General features: G+C 56.9%; 14 protein-coding genes. 7 read left to right on the top strand and 7 right to left on the bottom strand.

What is annotated here, in order from left to right; all coding sequences use genetic code 11:
• Nucleotides 1-286 precede the first annotated feature (286 nt).
• Both rhaS and rhaR read left to right on the top strand, forming a co-directional pair.
• The gene (gene rhaS / locus MKS11_RS23115; RefSeq protein WP_284109713.1) at nt 287-1,123 is read left to right on the top strand and encodes an HTH-type transcriptional activator RhaS; all 837 of its coding nucleotides are present in this window, start codon (nt 287-289) and stop codon (nt 1,121-1,123) included.
• A 73-nt stretch (nt 1,124-1,196) separates the two neighbouring features.
• Complete coding sequence (gene rhaR, locus MKS11_RS23120) at nt 1,197-2,042, top strand: HTH-type transcriptional activator RhaR (protein ID WP_004203666.1); 846 nt, start codon at nt 1,197-1,199, stop codon at nt 2,040-2,042.
• Nucleotides 2,043-2,074: 32 nt separating this feature from the next.
• On the opposite strand, the gene rhaT is transcribed toward rhaR, so the two are convergent.
• On the bottom strand, nt 2,075-3,109 hold the full coding sequence (rhaT, locus tag MKS11_RS23125) for an L-rhamnose/proton symporter RhaT (protein WP_004203667.1): 1,035 nt from the start codon (nt 3,107-3,109) through the stop codon (nt 2,075-2,077).
• A gap of 289 nt (nt 3,110-3,398) precedes the next feature.
• Between rhaT and sodA the strand changes: the two genes are divergently transcribed.
• Together sodA and yiiM are read left to right on the top strand one after the other, a co-directional pair.
• On the top strand, nt 3,399-4,019 hold the full coding sequence (gene sodA / locus MKS11_RS23130) for a superoxide dismutase [Mn] (protein ID WP_004203668.1): 621 nt from the start codon (nt 3,399-3,401) through the stop codon (nt 4,017-4,019).
• Nucleotides 4,020-4,091: 72 nt separating this feature from the next.
• The gene (yiiM, locus tag MKS11_RS23135) at nt 4,092-4,766 is read left to right on the top strand and encodes a 6-hydroxyaminopurine reductase (RefSeq protein ID WP_032455462.1); all 675 of its coding nucleotides are present in this window, start codon (nt 4,092-4,094) and stop codon (nt 4,764-4,766) included.
• A gap of 63 nt (nt 4,767-4,829) precedes the next feature.
• On the opposite strand, the gene cpxA is transcribed toward yiiM, so the two are convergent.
• Both cpxA and cpxR read right to left on the bottom strand, forming a co-directional pair.
• Nucleotides 4,830-6,203, bottom strand: coding sequence for an envelope stress sensor histidine kinase CpxA (gene cpxA, locus MKS11_RS23140; protein WP_004203670.1), 1,374 nt, complete (start codon nt 6,201-6,203; stop codon nt 4,830-4,832).
• Nucleotides 6,200-6,898, bottom strand: a complete 699-nt coding sequence (gene cpxR / locus MKS11_RS23145; RefSeq protein WP_004203671.1) for an envelope stress response regulator transcription factor CpxR — start codon at nt 6,896-6,898, stop codon at nt 6,200-6,202. The genes cpxA and cpxR overlap by 4 nt, the downstream gene beginning before the upstream one ends.
• A gap of 149 nt (nt 6,899-7,047) precedes the next feature.
• On the opposite strand from cpxR, the gene cpxP reads away from it, so the two are divergent.
• From cpxP to pfkA, 3 genes are all read left to right on the top strand, one after another.
• Nucleotides 7,048-7,551 (top strand): cell-envelope stress modulator CpxP, encoded by a 504-nt coding sequence (cpxP, locus tag MKS11_RS23150; protein WP_004203672.1) that lies wholly within the window; start codon nt 7,048-7,050, stop codon nt 7,549-7,551.
• A 159-nt stretch (nt 7,552-7,710) separates the two neighbouring features.
• On the top strand, nt 7,711-8,613 hold the full coding sequence (fieF, locus tag MKS11_RS23155) for a CDF family cation-efflux transporter FieF (RefSeq protein WP_002882907.1): 903 nt from the start codon (nt 7,711-7,713) through the stop codon (nt 8,611-8,613).
• Between the two features lie 196 nt (nt 8,614-8,809).
• A complete protein-coding gene (gene pfkA, locus MKS11_RS23160; RefSeq protein ID WP_002882911.1) occupies nt 8,810-9,772 on the top strand; it encodes a 6-phosphofructokinase in 963 nt (320 codons plus the stop codon).
• A 61-nt stretch (nt 9,773-9,833) separates the two neighbouring features.
• Here the strand turns inward: pfkA and rraA are convergent, their stop codons facing one another.
• From rraA to hslV, 4 genes are all read right to left on the bottom strand, one after another.
• Nucleotides 9,834-10,319 carry a ribonuclease E activity regulator RraA gene (gene rraA, locus MKS11_RS23165; protein ID WP_002882913.1) on the bottom strand — a complete coding sequence of 162 codons (486 nt, stop codon included), beginning with the start codon at nt 10,317-10,319 and terminating at the stop codon, nt 9,834-9,836.
• 92 nt (nt 10,320-10,411) lie between these two features.
• A complete protein-coding gene (gene menA, locus MKS11_RS23170) occupies nt 10,412-11,332 on the bottom strand; it encodes a 1,4-dihydroxy-2-naphthoate polyprenyltransferase (protein ID WP_004203673.1) in 921 nt (306 codons plus the stop codon).
• A gap of 69 nt (nt 11,333-11,401) precedes the next feature.
• Nucleotides 11,402-12,736: an HslU--HslV peptidase ATPase subunit gene (gene hslU, locus MKS11_RS23175; protein WP_004203674.1), complete on the bottom strand. Its 1,335-nt coding sequence runs from the start codon at nt 12,734-12,736 to the stop codon at nt 11,402-11,404.
• 9 nt (nt 12,737-12,745) lie between these two features.
• Nucleotides 12,746-13,276 carry an ATP-dependent protease subunit HslV gene (hslV, locus tag MKS11_RS23180; RefSeq protein ID WP_002882918.1) on the bottom strand — a complete coding sequence of 177 codons (531 nt, stop codon included), beginning with the start codon at nt 13,274-13,276 and terminating at the stop codon, nt 12,746-12,748.
• Nucleotides 13,277-13,313 lie beyond the last annotated feature (37 nt).

Here is a 13,313-nt window from a genome sequence, read left to right on the forward strand (position 1 = left end):
GTCCGCAGTCTAAAAAAGGGCGCTGACTCACACCTTCTCGCTACGGACAGCCGAAACTGGCCGCTGGCAAGAAAGCAAAGGTGACCGTGAGGAAAATCACAAATTGCGGTTTTGGGCGGTGGTGAGGAGGATGTGATGGGGTCCGCAGTTCCGCATCTTTCCGGCTGATTCTTGAAAAAGCGGCAGGATTTACGAATTTTGCGGTCAAAAATTGAAGGCTGGATAGCCAACCCTTCATTACTATCAGCCGGTGACTGATAATTTTTCTCATTACGAGGGTGGCATCATGACCATATTGCACAGTACGGATTTCTTTAAGGCCGGGATCTCGACGGTGGCTATTGAACCCCGCCTCCCTCAGTCGGCATTTCCTGAACATCACCATGATTTTCATGAAATTGTCATCGTGGAGCAGGGTACGGGCATTCACGTCTTCAATGGCCAGCCCTATACCATCGGCGGCGGCTCGGTCTGCTTTATTCGCGATCACGACCGGCATCTTTACGAGCACACGGACAATCTGTGTCTGACCAACGTGCTTTATCGCGCGCCGGATGCGTTTCGGTTTCTCGCCGGGGTCAGCCAGCTGTTGCCCCAGGAGCAGGAGGGCAACTACCCGTCGCACTGGCGGGTGAACCAGACGGTTCTGCAGCAGGTGCGGCATATCGTGGCGCAGATGGAGGCCATGGGGAGCGAAACGGATACCCATGCCGTCGCCAGCCGTGAGATCCTGTTTATGCAGCTATTGGTGCTGCTGCGGAAAAGCAGCCTTGCGGAAGAGGCCACCAACAACGATGCACGGCTGAATCAGCTGCTGGCCTGGCTGGAAGACCATTTTGCGCAGGAGATCTGCTGGGAGGAGGTGGCGGCGCAGTTTTCGCTATCGCTGCGTACATTACACCGTCAGCTGAAGCAGCAGACCGGCCTGACGCCGCAGCGCTATCTCAATCGGGTGCGCCTGATGAAAGCCCGCCACCTGCTGCGCCACAGCGATGAAAGCGTGACGGATATCGCCTATCGCTGCGGATTCGGCGACAGTAACCACTTTTCGACGCTTTTTCGCCGCGAGTTTTCCTGGTCGCCGCGCGATATCCTCCAGGGGCGCGACGCTATTCTTCAGTAACGCGAGAGGAGTCAACGTATTGCGGAGAAAAAACGCGAATAATGCGCCGTTATCCGCGTTGGGAGTGTGAGCCGTGGCCGGTTTGATTCTACGTAAAGAGGAATTTTTCCCTTCCGCCACGCAGGCGGTGGCGGTGGCTGACCGCTATCCGCAAAACGTCTTCGCTGAACACACCCATGAGTTCTGCGAGCTGGTGCTGGTGTGGCGGGGCAACGGGCTGCATGTTCTCAACGACCGTCCCTGGCGCATTACCCGCGGCGATCTGTTCTATATTCGCGCCGAAGATAAACACTCCTATGCTTCCGTTAACGATCTGGTTCTGCAGAACATCATCTATTGCCCGGAGCGGCTGCAGCTCAATTTCGACTGGGCGGGGGCGATCCCTGGTCTCTTCGGCACCCCGTGGAAGCCCCACTGGCGCATGGGCAGCACCGGTATGGCGCAGGCGCGTCAGGTGATTAGTCAGCTTGAGCATGAGTGTTCCCGGCACGATGCGCAGGGGAATGCGATGGCCGAGCTGTTGTTTGCTCAGCTGGCGCTGACCCTCCAGCGGCATCGCTACGCGACGGATAACCTGGCGGCGACGCAGCGCGAAGCGCTGTTGGACAAACTGCTGGCCGCGCTGGCGGCCAGCCTGAGCCGCCCCTTTGTCCTGGAGCGTTTCTGCGAGCAGGAGGGTGGCAGCGAGCGGGCGCTACGTCAGCAGTTTCGCCAGCAAACCGGGATGACCATCAATCACTATTTACGCCAGCTGCGGATCTGCCATGCGCAGTATCTGTTGCAGCATACCGAGCGCTTAATCGGCGATATCGCCATGCAGTGCGGCTTTGAGGACAGTAACTACTTTTCGGTGGTGTTCAGCCGGGAAATCGGCATGTCGCCGGGGCAGTGGCGGCAGCGCAGTCGCGCCGCCGCCTGAAGCGCGTCTTTGTCAGGCAAATGCTCCGGTGCTTAACGGGCCATTCCCAGACCGACGATGTTGGCGGCGATGATGATCACCACGCAGCCGAGGCTCAGGACGCTCACCGGACGACGACCGGCGTTGTTCCACTCTTTCAGCACCAGACCCACCAGACCGCCGCACAGTACGTAGAAGCTCATGTGCAGCATCCAGCTCATATAGTCATACTGCGCCGGAATGCTGGCGTGGCCCCAGGCATAGAAGAAGAACTGGAGATACCACATCAGGCCGCCGAGGGCGGAAAGCAGCAGGTTGCTGATGATGAGGGGTTTGGCCAGCGAGAAATCGGCTTTGACGGACAGGCTCTTCACTTTTGCCAAACGAATAAAGCAGAAGCCAAGGTTAACCAGCGCCCCGCCGCCCATAATCACCACGTAGCTTGGCAGCGCCGCATATAACGGGTCGACGCCGAGCGCCGCGGCGGCATCATGCATCGGTTTGGCGGCGTTCATCGCGAACGACATCCCTGCCGAGAAGATACCGCACATCACCGCCAGCAGAAGCCCTCTCTTCAGATTGAACTCTTCGGCTTTGATGCCCATTTTGCGCTCTTTCAGCTGGCCCGCGCGGGTGACGATGCCAACGCCAACCACCGCCACCAGCACGCCGAGCAGCGTCATTTGACCGCCCTGGGTGTGCATCAGCACCGAAAACTGACCGTTAATAATCGGCGTCATCAGCGTACCGACAATCAGCGTGATGCCAATGGCGATGCCAATCCCCATCGACATGCCGAGATAGCGCATGGTCAGGCCATAGTTGATATTACCGATACCCCACATGGCGCCGAACAGAAAGACCGGCAGCAGCGTGGAGGCGTTAAAGGAGCGGTAGTAGGCCCAGAAATCGGGTAACAGCGTGGCGCTGATGGCCCAGGGCAGGATCAGCCAGGAGACGATCCCCCCGACCGACCACATGGTTTCCCACGACCAGTGTTTTACTTTCTTGAACGGGGCATAGAAACAGGCGGCACTGGCGGCCCCTATCAAATGCCAAAAAATACCCATCGTAATCGCGTGGTTCATTGATTTTATCCTCATCTTTTTTTATCGGAGACGGCGGCTTCCGATGCGATGAGTGTAAAAATTAGCCGCTTTGGCCGCCTTCAGGACGTTGCCACAGGATGGCGAACTCTGGCAACCATGGGCTTAATTAGTTGTTCTACATCACAAAACGGCGGGTATTTCTTCTGGTTATATCCATATGAAAAATACGGCATTGATAAGCATTTTCAATACCATTTAATTAACTATAATGGACAAACTGCTTACGCGGCGTTAACACTTGAGCCGCTCGACAATAATGGAGATGATTATGAGCTATACCCTGCCATCCCTGCCGTACGCTTACGATGCTCTGGAACCGCACTTCGACAAGCAGACGATGGAGATCCATCACACCAAACACCATCAGACCTACGTGAACAATGCCAACGCCGCGCTGGAAAGCCTGCCGGAGTTCGCTAACCTGTCCGCTGAAGAGCTGATCACCAAGCTGGATCAGCTGCCGGCTGACAAAAAAACCGTACTGCGTAACAACGCCGGCGGCCACGCGAACCACAGCCTGTTCTGGAAAGGCCTGAAAACCGGTACCACCCTGCAGGGCGACCTGAAAGCGGCTATCGAGCGCGATTTCGGCTCTGTGGACAACTTCAAAGCGGAATTTGAAAAAGCCGCTGCTACCCGTTTCGGTTCCGGCTGGGCGTGGCTGGTCCTGAAAGGTGACAAACTGGCCGTTGTCTCCACCGCTAACCAGGATTCTCCGCTGATGGGCGAAGCCATTTCCGGCGCTTCTGGCTTCCCGATCCTGGGTCTGGACGTGTGGGAACACGCTTACTACCTGAAATTCCAGAACCGTCGCCCGGACTACATCAAAGCCTTCTGGGATGTGGTGAACTGGGACGAAGCTGCAGCGCGTTTTGCCGCCAAAAAATAAGGTTGCAATGTGCTAAGAGAGAAGCGAGTCTGATGGCTCGCTTTTTTTATATCGGTAGCAAGGAGAGCAGAGATGCATTATCCGGTGAATGTCTTTGTTGGCAAAATCAGGGACTACACGGGCAGTCGTCCCAGCGCGATCGGCAAAATCCAGGTTGACGGCGAGTTGCAGCTCGGCGATCTCGGTCTCGAAGGGGATGAGCAGGCGGAGAAGAAAATCCACGGCGGGCCGGACCGCGCGCTGTGTCACTATCCGCGCGAACACTATGCCGACTGGATCCGTGAATTCCCCCAGCAGGCCGATCGGTTCTGCGCCCCGGCGTTCGGCGAAAACCTCTCCACCACCGGGCTCACCGAACAAAACGTCTACATTGGCGATATCTTTCGCTGGGGCGAGGCGCTGATCCAGGTCACCCAGCCGCGCTCTCCGTGCTTCAAGCTCAACTTTCATTTTTCGATCAATGACATGGCTCAGCTGATGCAAAACAGCGGGAAGACCGGCTGGTTGTATCGGGTGATCGCCGGGGGGAAAGCCTCCAGCGATGCGCCGCTCGAGCTGGTCTCTCGCCTGAGTGAGGTCAGCGTCCATGAGGCCGGGGCGATTGCTTGGCATATGCCGTTTGATGACGATCAGTACCACCGCTTATTGTCGGCCGCGGGCCTGTCGGTGAGCTGGAGCAGAACCATGCAGAAGCGCCGTTTAAGCGGTAAGATCGAGGATAGTTCGCGGAGATTATGGGGGAAATAATTCCCCCATATTGAGTATTTCCGGGGATGCTCCCGGCTTAGCGTAGCGCAAGCCGGGATAGCATCAGGTGCGCTTATACAGCGGCAGCCAGAGGGTTAAGCGCAGACCGCCCAGCGGGCTGTCGTCGGCCTTCACCCAGCCACGGTGCTGCTGAATAGCGGTTTCGACAATCGCCAGCCCCAGGCCGGTGCCGCCGGACTCGCGGTCGCGCGCCTCGTCGGTCCGGTAGAATGGCCGGAAAATCTGCTCGCGATCCTCCGGACTGACTCCCGGGCCGTCGTCATCGACGTTAACCGTAATCCCGTCTTTATCCACCGAGAAGCTGACGGAAATCTTCGTGTGCGAGTAGCGCAGGGCGTTGCGGACGATGTTCTCCAGCGCGCTTTCCAGCGCATTGGGGTTACCGTACAGCGGCCACGGGCCCGGAGGATACTCAACGGTGAAGGATTTACCCATCTGCTCGGCTTCAAACGCCGCGTTGTCCAGCACTTCACTCCACAGCTGATTGGCTTTGACCGTCTCGCTCACCAGGGCGTTTTTCGCCTGATTGCGCGACATCACCAGCAGGTCGTTGATCATGCTGTCCAACCGGTGCGCTTCAGTTTCGATGCGCTCCAGCTCCTTGCTCTCACCGCTGCGGCGGCGCAGCAGGGCGGTGCCCAGCTGCAGGCGCGTAAGCGGCGTGCGCAGCTCGTGCGAGATATCGGACAGTAGCCGTTGCTGGCTGGTCATCATCCGCTCCAGGGCCGTCACCATCTGATTAAAGCTGGCGCCGGCGGCTAAAAACTCCTGCGGTCCAGCTTCCAGCTCCGGATGCTGCCGCAGGTTGCCCTGGGCGACCTCGTCGGCGGCATTTTTCAGCTTACGCGCTGGTTTCGCCAGGCTCCACGCCAGCCACAGCAGCAGCGGGGCGCTAACCAGCATTGTGACGATCAGCAGCAGCAGCGGCCGGTCAAACAGCAGGTTGATAAAGTCGGATTGTGAGGTGCTGGCGGGACGGATCAGATACAGCTGATAGTTATCCTCCCCATCCCTGACGGAGAACGGGCCCACCATTTCCAGGCGGCCATAGCGTTTTTTCTGCGGATGATCGGCGTTATCGGCCTGGCCGATAAAGTTGCGAATGATCTGCATCTCGTTGCGTTCTGCGCCGATCACGCGGCCTTCGCTGGTCACCAGCAGCAGGCGTTGCCCAGGAGGCGCCCATTTATCGATGGCGCGAAACAGACGACGCCACCACATCAGGTCGTTCGGCGGATCGTTGGCCAGCTCGGCCTCAACGTGCTGCTCGATCATGATGCCTTGACGCTGCTCGCTTTCCAGCAGCTCGGTCATCTGCCGGGAGTCCAGTTTGGGCAACATCAGCACCAGCATCAACACCAGCGCCAGCGTGAGCCAGAAGATGGCGAAGATGCGTGCAGTCAAACTTCCAATCATGAAGCGGAAACCATCAGATACCCGCGGCCACGCAGCGTTTTAAACCACGGATGGCCATCTTTGCGCTCCGGCAGCTTACGCCGCAGGTTGGAAATATGCATATCGATAGCGCGGTCGAACGGCGTCAGGCGCTTGCCTAACACTTCCTGGCTTAAATGTTCGCGTGACACCACCTGGCCGAGATGCTGCGCTAACAGATAGAGCAGGGTGAACTCGGTGCCGGTGAGCTCCAGCGTCTGGCCATCGAAATTGGCTTCCTGACGGCCCGGATTGAGGCTTAAGGCATCCACTTCCAGGGTCGGCGAACCGGCTTCGGTCGTCTGCTGCTGTTCGCTCCAGTGGGAACGGCGCAGAATCGCGCGTATACGCGCCACCAGTTCACGATCGTTGAACGGCTTAGGCAAATAGTCATCTGCGCCCAGCTCGAGGCCGAGAACGCGATCCAGCTCGCTCCCGCGCGCTGTTAGCATGATAACCGGTGTCTGGTGTGTCTGACGCAGCTCTTTCAGCGTATCGATACCGTTTTTCTTCGGCATCATTACGTCGAGCAGCAATAAATCAATGCTGTCGTCCAGAAGGGCCAGCGCCTGTTCCCCATCATGGGCCACCAGCACGTTAAAACCTTCCATATCGAGCAGCTCTTTTAACAGGGAGGTGAGCTCCCGGTCATCATCAACTAACAGGATTTTATTCATTGTTTAAATACCTCCGAGGCAGAAATTACGTCATCAAGGCCCGCTAATCCATGACTTTACGTTGTTTTACACCCCCTGACGCATGTTTGCAGCCTGAATCGTAGACTGTCTCTCGTTGAATCGCGACACAAACGTTTTGGGAGTATGTGATGCGCAATGTTATCGCTGCCGTCATGGCCTCAACGCTGGCGCTAAGTGCAATTAGCCAGGCCGCTGAAGTCGTTACCAGCGTTAACTGGCTCCCCGGAGACGAAGGGGGACAGCGCGGTAGCCAGAGCCATATGTTTGACGGCATAAGTTTAACCGAGCAGCAACGTCAGCAGTTACGGGATCTTATGCAACGGGCACGCCACGACAGGCTCCCCGTTAATGTTAGCGAAATGGAGACAATGCATCGCCTTGTCACCGCAGAAAATTTTGATGAAAACGCTGTGCGCGCTCAGGCAGAAAAGATGGCGCAGGAACAGGTTGCTCGCCAGGTCGAGATGGCTAAGGTCCGCAACCAGATGTACCACCTGCTTACGCCAGAGCAGCAAGCGGTTTTAAATGCTAAGCACCAGCAACGTATGGATCAGTTGCGTGAGGTTGCAAGGATGCAGAAAGGCTCAGCGATGATGCTTTCGAGTAGTAGCAACACCCTGCAACCCCAGTAACAAACCCTGTTTTCCTTGCCATAGACACCATCCCTGTCTTCCCCCCTCATGATGAGGGGGTTTTTTTTGCCCTTTTTTCGGCAAATCAACTTCTTCGCCTTTCCCGTGAGCGTCACAAGTTCAGGTTATACTAAGCGCAGTACAGGAGAAGGAGCCTATATGAATCAATCTTATGGCCGGTTGGTCAGCCGCGCCGCTATCGCTGCGACAGCGATGGCCTCTGCGTTACTTTTGATCAAAATTTTTGCGTGGTGGTATACCGGTTCAGTCAGTATTCTGGCTGCGCTGGTGGATTCGCTGGTGGATATTGCCGCCTCGCTGACCAACCTGCTGGTGGTTCGCTATTCGCTGCAACCAGCTGATGAAGAACACACCTTTGGCCACGGCAAAGCGGAGTCGCTGGCGGCGCTGGCGCAAAGCATGTTTATCTCCGGCTCGGCGCTGTTCCTGTTTCTCACCGGTATTCAGCACCTGGTGCGTCCGGAGCCGCTGCAGGCCGCCGGCGTCGGGGTCGTTGTGACGCTGATCGCTCTCGTCAGCACGCTGGCGCTGGTGACTTTCCAGCGCTGGGTGGTGCGAAAAACCCAGAGCCAGGCGGTGCGGGCGGATATGCTTCATTATCAGTCTGATGTTATGATGAACGGCGCCATTCTGGTGGCGCTGGGCCTATCCTGGTACGGCTGGCATCGCGCCGATGCGTTGTTTGCCTTAGGAATTGGCATCTATATTTTATATAGCGCGCTGCGGATGGGCTATGAGGCGGTTCAGTCGTTACTCGACCGCGCTTTGCCTGACGAGGAGCGTCAGGACATTATCACCATCGTGACCGCATGGCCCGGCATCCGCGGGGCACACGATCTACGAACGCGGCAGTCAGGGCCGACCCGCTTTATTCAGATTCATTTGGAAATGGAAGATAACCTCCCGCTGGTGCAAGCCCACGTGATTGCAGACCAGGTGGAGCAGGCGATTCTGCGCCGTTTCCCGGGATCCGATGTCATTATCCATCAGGATCCCAGTTCTGTGGTGCCAGCGGCGCAGCAGGGCTTTTTTGAGCGTTAGGTTATAGTCTGTAAATTCGATGTAAAAATGTGGGTCAGCTCGGCATTTTTTGTATAAATTACCGCCGTTTGGTCTGACCTGAATCAATTCAGCTTGAAGCGTTTGATATACTATTGTCATTAGCGTCGTGCACTCCTGGTGAGGGAGCGCTTCAGGCAACAGAATTATTTTTTGCTTCCTAAGTTCAGAGGTAGTCATGATTAAGAAAATCGGTGTGTTGACAAGTGGCGGTGATGCGCCGGGCATGAACGCAGCAATTCGTGGCGTTGTGCGCGCGGCATTAACGGAAGGTCTGGAAGTTTTTGGAATCTATGACGGTTACCTCGGCTTGTACGAAGACCGTATGGTTCAGCTCGACCGTTACAGCGTTTCCGACATGATCAACCGCGGCGGCACCTTCCTGGGCTCCGCTCGCTTCCCGGAATTCCGCGAAGAACACATCCGCGCTGTGGCTATCGAAAACATGAAGAAGCGCGGCCTGGACGCGCTGGTGGTTATCGGTGGTGACGGGTCCTATATGGGGGCGATGCGCCTGACCGAGATGGGCTTCCCTTGCATCGGCCTGCCGGGCACCATCGACAACGATATCAAAGGCACTGACTACACCATCGGCTTCTTCACCGCTCTGAGCACCGTGGTGGAAGCGATTGACCGTCTGCGCGACACCTCCTCTTCGCACCAGCGTATCTCCGTGGTGGAAGTGATGGGCCGTTACTGCGGCGACCTGACTCTGGCGGCGGCGATTGCTGGCGGCTGTGAGTTCATCATGGTGCCGGAAGTGGAATATACCCGCGACGATCTGGTGGCTGAAATCAAAGCCGGCATCGCGAAAGGGAAAAAACACGCTATCGTGGCGATCACCGAGCACATGTGCGACGTTGACGAGCTGGCAAGCTACATCGAGAAAGAGACCGGCCGTGAAACCCGCGCCACCGTCCTCGGCCACATTCAGCGCGGTGGTTCCCCGGTTCCTTACGACCGTATCCTGGCTTCCCGCATGGGCGCCTATGCGATTGAGCTGCTGCTGCAGGGCCATGGCGGCCGTTGCGTCGGCATCCAGAACGAGAAGCTGGTGCACCACGACATCATCGATGCCATCGAGAACATGAAGCGTCCGTTCAAGAACGACTGGCTGGATTGCGCGAAGAAACTGTACTAAGTTACGCGCCGGATAAACAAAAGGCCTTCTCATGGAGAAGGCCTTTTTTATGGCGCAAGGTTTATTCGATATCCAGCGGGTCTTCCGACAGGATCATCCCGGTGTTATCGGCATACAGATGGTCGCCGCTGAAGAAGGTCACGCCGCCGAAATTGACGCGCACGTCGCTTTCGCCGATGCCTTCGCCAGCTGCGCCGACCGGAATGGCCGCCAGCGCCTGGATGCCGATATCCAGTTCCTCAAGGTCGTCAACCTGGCGCACCGCGCCATAGACCACCAACCCTTCCCATTCATTCTGTACGGCCAGACGCGCCAGGTCAGCGTCAATTAACGCGCGTCGTACTGAGCCGCCGCCGTCGATCAGGAGAATATGACCACGGCCATTCTGCTCGAGCAGATCGTAGAGCAACCCGTTATCCTCGAAACATTTTACCGTAATGATCTGTCCACCAAACGACGACCGTCCTCCAAAGTTAGAGAACAGCGGTTCCACGACGTTGACATCTTCCTGGTAGATGTCACAAAGCTCGGAAGTATCGTATTTCATAGGCTTAACGTTCAGTTGCTGCGAGAGTTTTTAGTATATCCCGCGAATCGCATTGTTGGCAAAATCATCAATTGTTAATTGATATTTGTCAGTTAAGCCGCCAGCTTACTGGCAATAATCCCGATAACAAACAGCAGGTTGGTCAGTAAAGCCCCTTTGACCGTCTTTTCGAGCATCGGCCGCATCGCCAGCGGATCGGATTCGCGCAGGACGTAACGCGCCTGTTTGACCAGCAGCGGCGTAGCGAGAATAAACAGCCAGCCCCAGGCTGAATGCAGCGCCAGCAGGTTAAACAGCGCCAGACACAGCAGGGCGCCGAGCAGCAGGCAGGCATGATAGCGGCGGGCATTCACCGGCCCCAGGCGCACGGCGAGGGTGTTCTTCCCGTTCTGCCGGTCGCTGTCGATATCACGCAGGTTGTTGATGTTCAGCACGGCGGTCGCCAGCAGACCGCAGGCCGTTGCCGGCAGAAAGATGGCCGCTTCCACATTATGCGCTTGCAGATACCAGCTGCCGAGGACGCTCAGCCAGCCGAAGAAAACGAGTACCGAAATATCACCAAGGCCGATATAACCATACGGGCGGGTGCCCACCGTGTAGGTGATGGCGGCCACGATCGACAAGCCACCCAGCGCGAGGAAGCCGATGAAATCGCCGACGCTCTGCCAGGCGACGCACAGCAGCGCCAGACCAAACAGACAGATCAGCGCGACGGTGACAATCAGGGCGCGCTTCATCTGCTGGGGGGTAATCACCCCTTTCTGCATCCCGCGCAGCGGCCCGATGCGGTCCGGTTTATCGCTCCCCTTGACCGCGTCGCCGTAGTCATTGGCGAGGTTGGAAAGAATTTGCAGCAAGCCGGCGGTGATCAGCGCCAGCAGGGCGACCCAGGGATCAAAATGCCCCTGCTCCCAGGCAAGGACGGTGCCAACAATAATCGCGGCAAATGCCAGCGGTAACGTTTTAGGACGCAGGCTTTCCAGCCACGCCTGAGAACGGCTGATATCAGTCATAGTTATTCTAGCCAATAAAAATGGGGGCGATAGCCCCCATCAACAGTGATGAAAATGCATTGCACCGGATTATAGGATAAAACGGCTCAGATCTTCATCTGCCACCAGAACATCCAGGTGCTTACTCACATATTCGGCATCGATAGTGACGGTCTGGCCGTTCATCTCGCTGGCATCATAGGAGATATCTTCCACCAGGCGCTCCAGCACGGTGTGCAGACGGCGCGCGCCGATGTTCTCGGTGGTTTCGTTTACCTGCCATGCGGCCTGAGCGATACGCTTGATACCGTCTTCGGTAAATTCGATATTCACCCCTTCGGTCGCCATCAGCGCCTTGTACTGCACGGTGATGGAGGCGTTCGGTTCAGTCAGGATGCGCTCAAAGTCGTGGGTGGTCAGCGCCTTCAACTCAACGCGGATCGGCAGACGCCCCTGCAGTTCCGGGATCAGATCGGACGGGCTGGCCACCTGGAACGCGCCCGAGGCGATGAACAGGATGTGGTCGGTCTTGACCATCCCGTGCTTAGTGGAGACGGTGCAGCCTTCCACCAGCGGCAGCAGGTCGCGCTGTACGCCTTCACGGGAGACGTCCGGGCCGGAGGTGTTGCCGCCGCGCTTACAGATTTTGTCGATTTCGTCGATAAAGACGATACCGTGCTGCTCTACAGCGTCGATGGCCTCCTGCTTCAGCTCTTCCGGATTGACCAGTTTGGCCGCTTCTTCTTCAATCAGCAGCTTCATTGCGTCTTTGATTTTCAGCTTACGCGGTTTCTGCTTCTGGCCGCCGAGGTTCTGGAACATGGACTGCAGCTGGCTGGTCATCTCTTCCATGCCCGGAGGGGACATGATTTCAACGCCCATCGGCGCCGCGGCGAGATCGATTTCAATCTCTTTATCGTCCAGCTGGCCTTCACGCAGTTTCTTACGGAACGCCTGGCGCGCCGCAGACGGTTCCTGCGACGGCTCAGTCTGGCCCCAGTTGTTCTTCGCCGGTGGGATCAGCACGTCAAGTACGCGCTCTTCAGCCAGCTCTTCCGCGCGGTAACGGTTCTTTTCAATGGACTGCATACGAACCATTTTGATCGCCGCATCGGTCAGATCGCGGATGATAGAATCCACTTCTTTACCGACATAGCCCACTTCGGTGAACTTCGTCGCTTCAACTTTAATAAACGGCGCGTTGGCCAGTTTCGCCAGACGACGAGCGATTTCGGTTTTACCGACGCCGGTTGGGCCGATCATCAGAATGTTTTTCGGCGTGACTTCATGACGCAGCTCTTCGTTAAGCTGCATCCGGCGCCAGCGGTTACGCAGGGCGATAGCAACAGAACGCTTGGCGGCGTCCTGGCCGATAATGTGTTTGTCCAGTTCGCTGACAATTTCGCGTGGGGTCATTTCAGACATGGGAGATCCTTACGCTTTAGAAGGTAATTCTTCGATGGTGTGGAAATGGTTGGTATAGATGCAGATATCACCTGCAATATCCAACGCTTTCTCGGCGATATCGCGCGCGCCCATATCGGTGTTTTCCAGCAGCGCGCGGGCCGCGGCCTGGGCGTAAGGACCGCCGGAGCCGATAGCAATCAAATCGTTTTCCGGCTGTACCACGTCACCGTTACCGGTGATGATAAGCGACGCGTTTTCGTCCGCGACGGCCAGCAGCGCTTCCAGCTTGCGCAACATCCGATCGGTTCGCCAGTCTTTAGCCAGCTCAACGGCGGCCTTCACCAGATGGCCCTGGTGCATTTCCAGTTTACGTTCAAACAGTTCGAACAGCGTGAAGGCGTCGGCGGTGCCGCCAGCGAAACCGGCAATCACTTTGTCGTTGTACAGACGACGCACTTTTTTCACGTTGCCCTTCATTACGGTGTTGCCCAGCGTGGCCTGGCCATCACCGGCAATAACAACATGGCCGTTACGGCGAACACTTACAATTGTAGTCACGAGCAGACCCCTTGGTTGCAAAAGCGGAACAGGGGCC

The organism is Klebsiella sp. K5-45, from assembly GCF_030128605.1.
GTDB lineage: Bacteria > Pseudomonadota > Gammaproteobacteria > Enterobacterales > Enterobacteriaceae > Klebsiella > Klebsiella quasipneumoniae.

Coding starts and splice junctions, on each gene's coding strand:
- yiiM (WP_032455462.1), top strand. CDS start 4,092: ATGCATTATCCGGTGAATGTCTTTGTTGGCAAAATCAGGGACTACACG.
- hslU (WP_004203674.1), bottom strand. CDS start 12,736: ATGTCTGAAATGACCCCACGCGAAATTGTCAGCGAACTGGACAAACAC.
- rhaS (WP_284109713.1), top strand. CDS start 287: ATGACCATATTGCACAGTACGGATTTCTTTAAGGCCGGGATCTCGACG.
- rraA (WP_002882913.1), bottom strand. CDS start 10,319: ATGAAATACGATACTTCCGAGCTTTGTGACATCTACCAGGAAGATGTC.
- sodA (WP_004203668.1), top strand. CDS start 3,399: ATGAGCTATACCCTGCCATCCCTGCCGTACGCTTACGATGCTCTGGAA.
- fieF (WP_002882907.1), top strand. CDS start 7,711: ATGAATCAATCTTATGGCCGGTTGGTCAGCCGCGCCGCTATCGCTGCG.
- rhaT (WP_004203667.1), bottom strand. CDS start 3,109: ATGAACCACGCGATTACGATGGGTATTTTTTGGCATTTGATAGGGGCC.
- menA (WP_004203673.1), bottom strand. CDS start 11,332: ATGACTGATATCAGCCGTTCTCAGGCGTGGCTGGAAAGCCTGCGTCCT.
- cpxR (WP_004203671.1), bottom strand. CDS start 6,898: ATGAATAAAATCCTGTTAGTTGATGATGACCGGGAGCTCACCTCCCTG.
- cpxP (WP_004203672.1), top strand. CDS start 7,048: ATGCGCAATGTTATCGCTGCCGTCATGGCCTCAACGCTGGCGCTAAGT.
- pfkA (WP_002882911.1), top strand. CDS start 8,810: ATGATTAAGAAAATCGGTGTGTTGACAAGTGGCGGTGATGCGCCGGGC.
- cpxA (WP_004203670.1), bottom strand. CDS start 6,203: ATGATTGGAAGTTTGACTGCACGCATCTTCGCCATCTTCTGGCTCACG.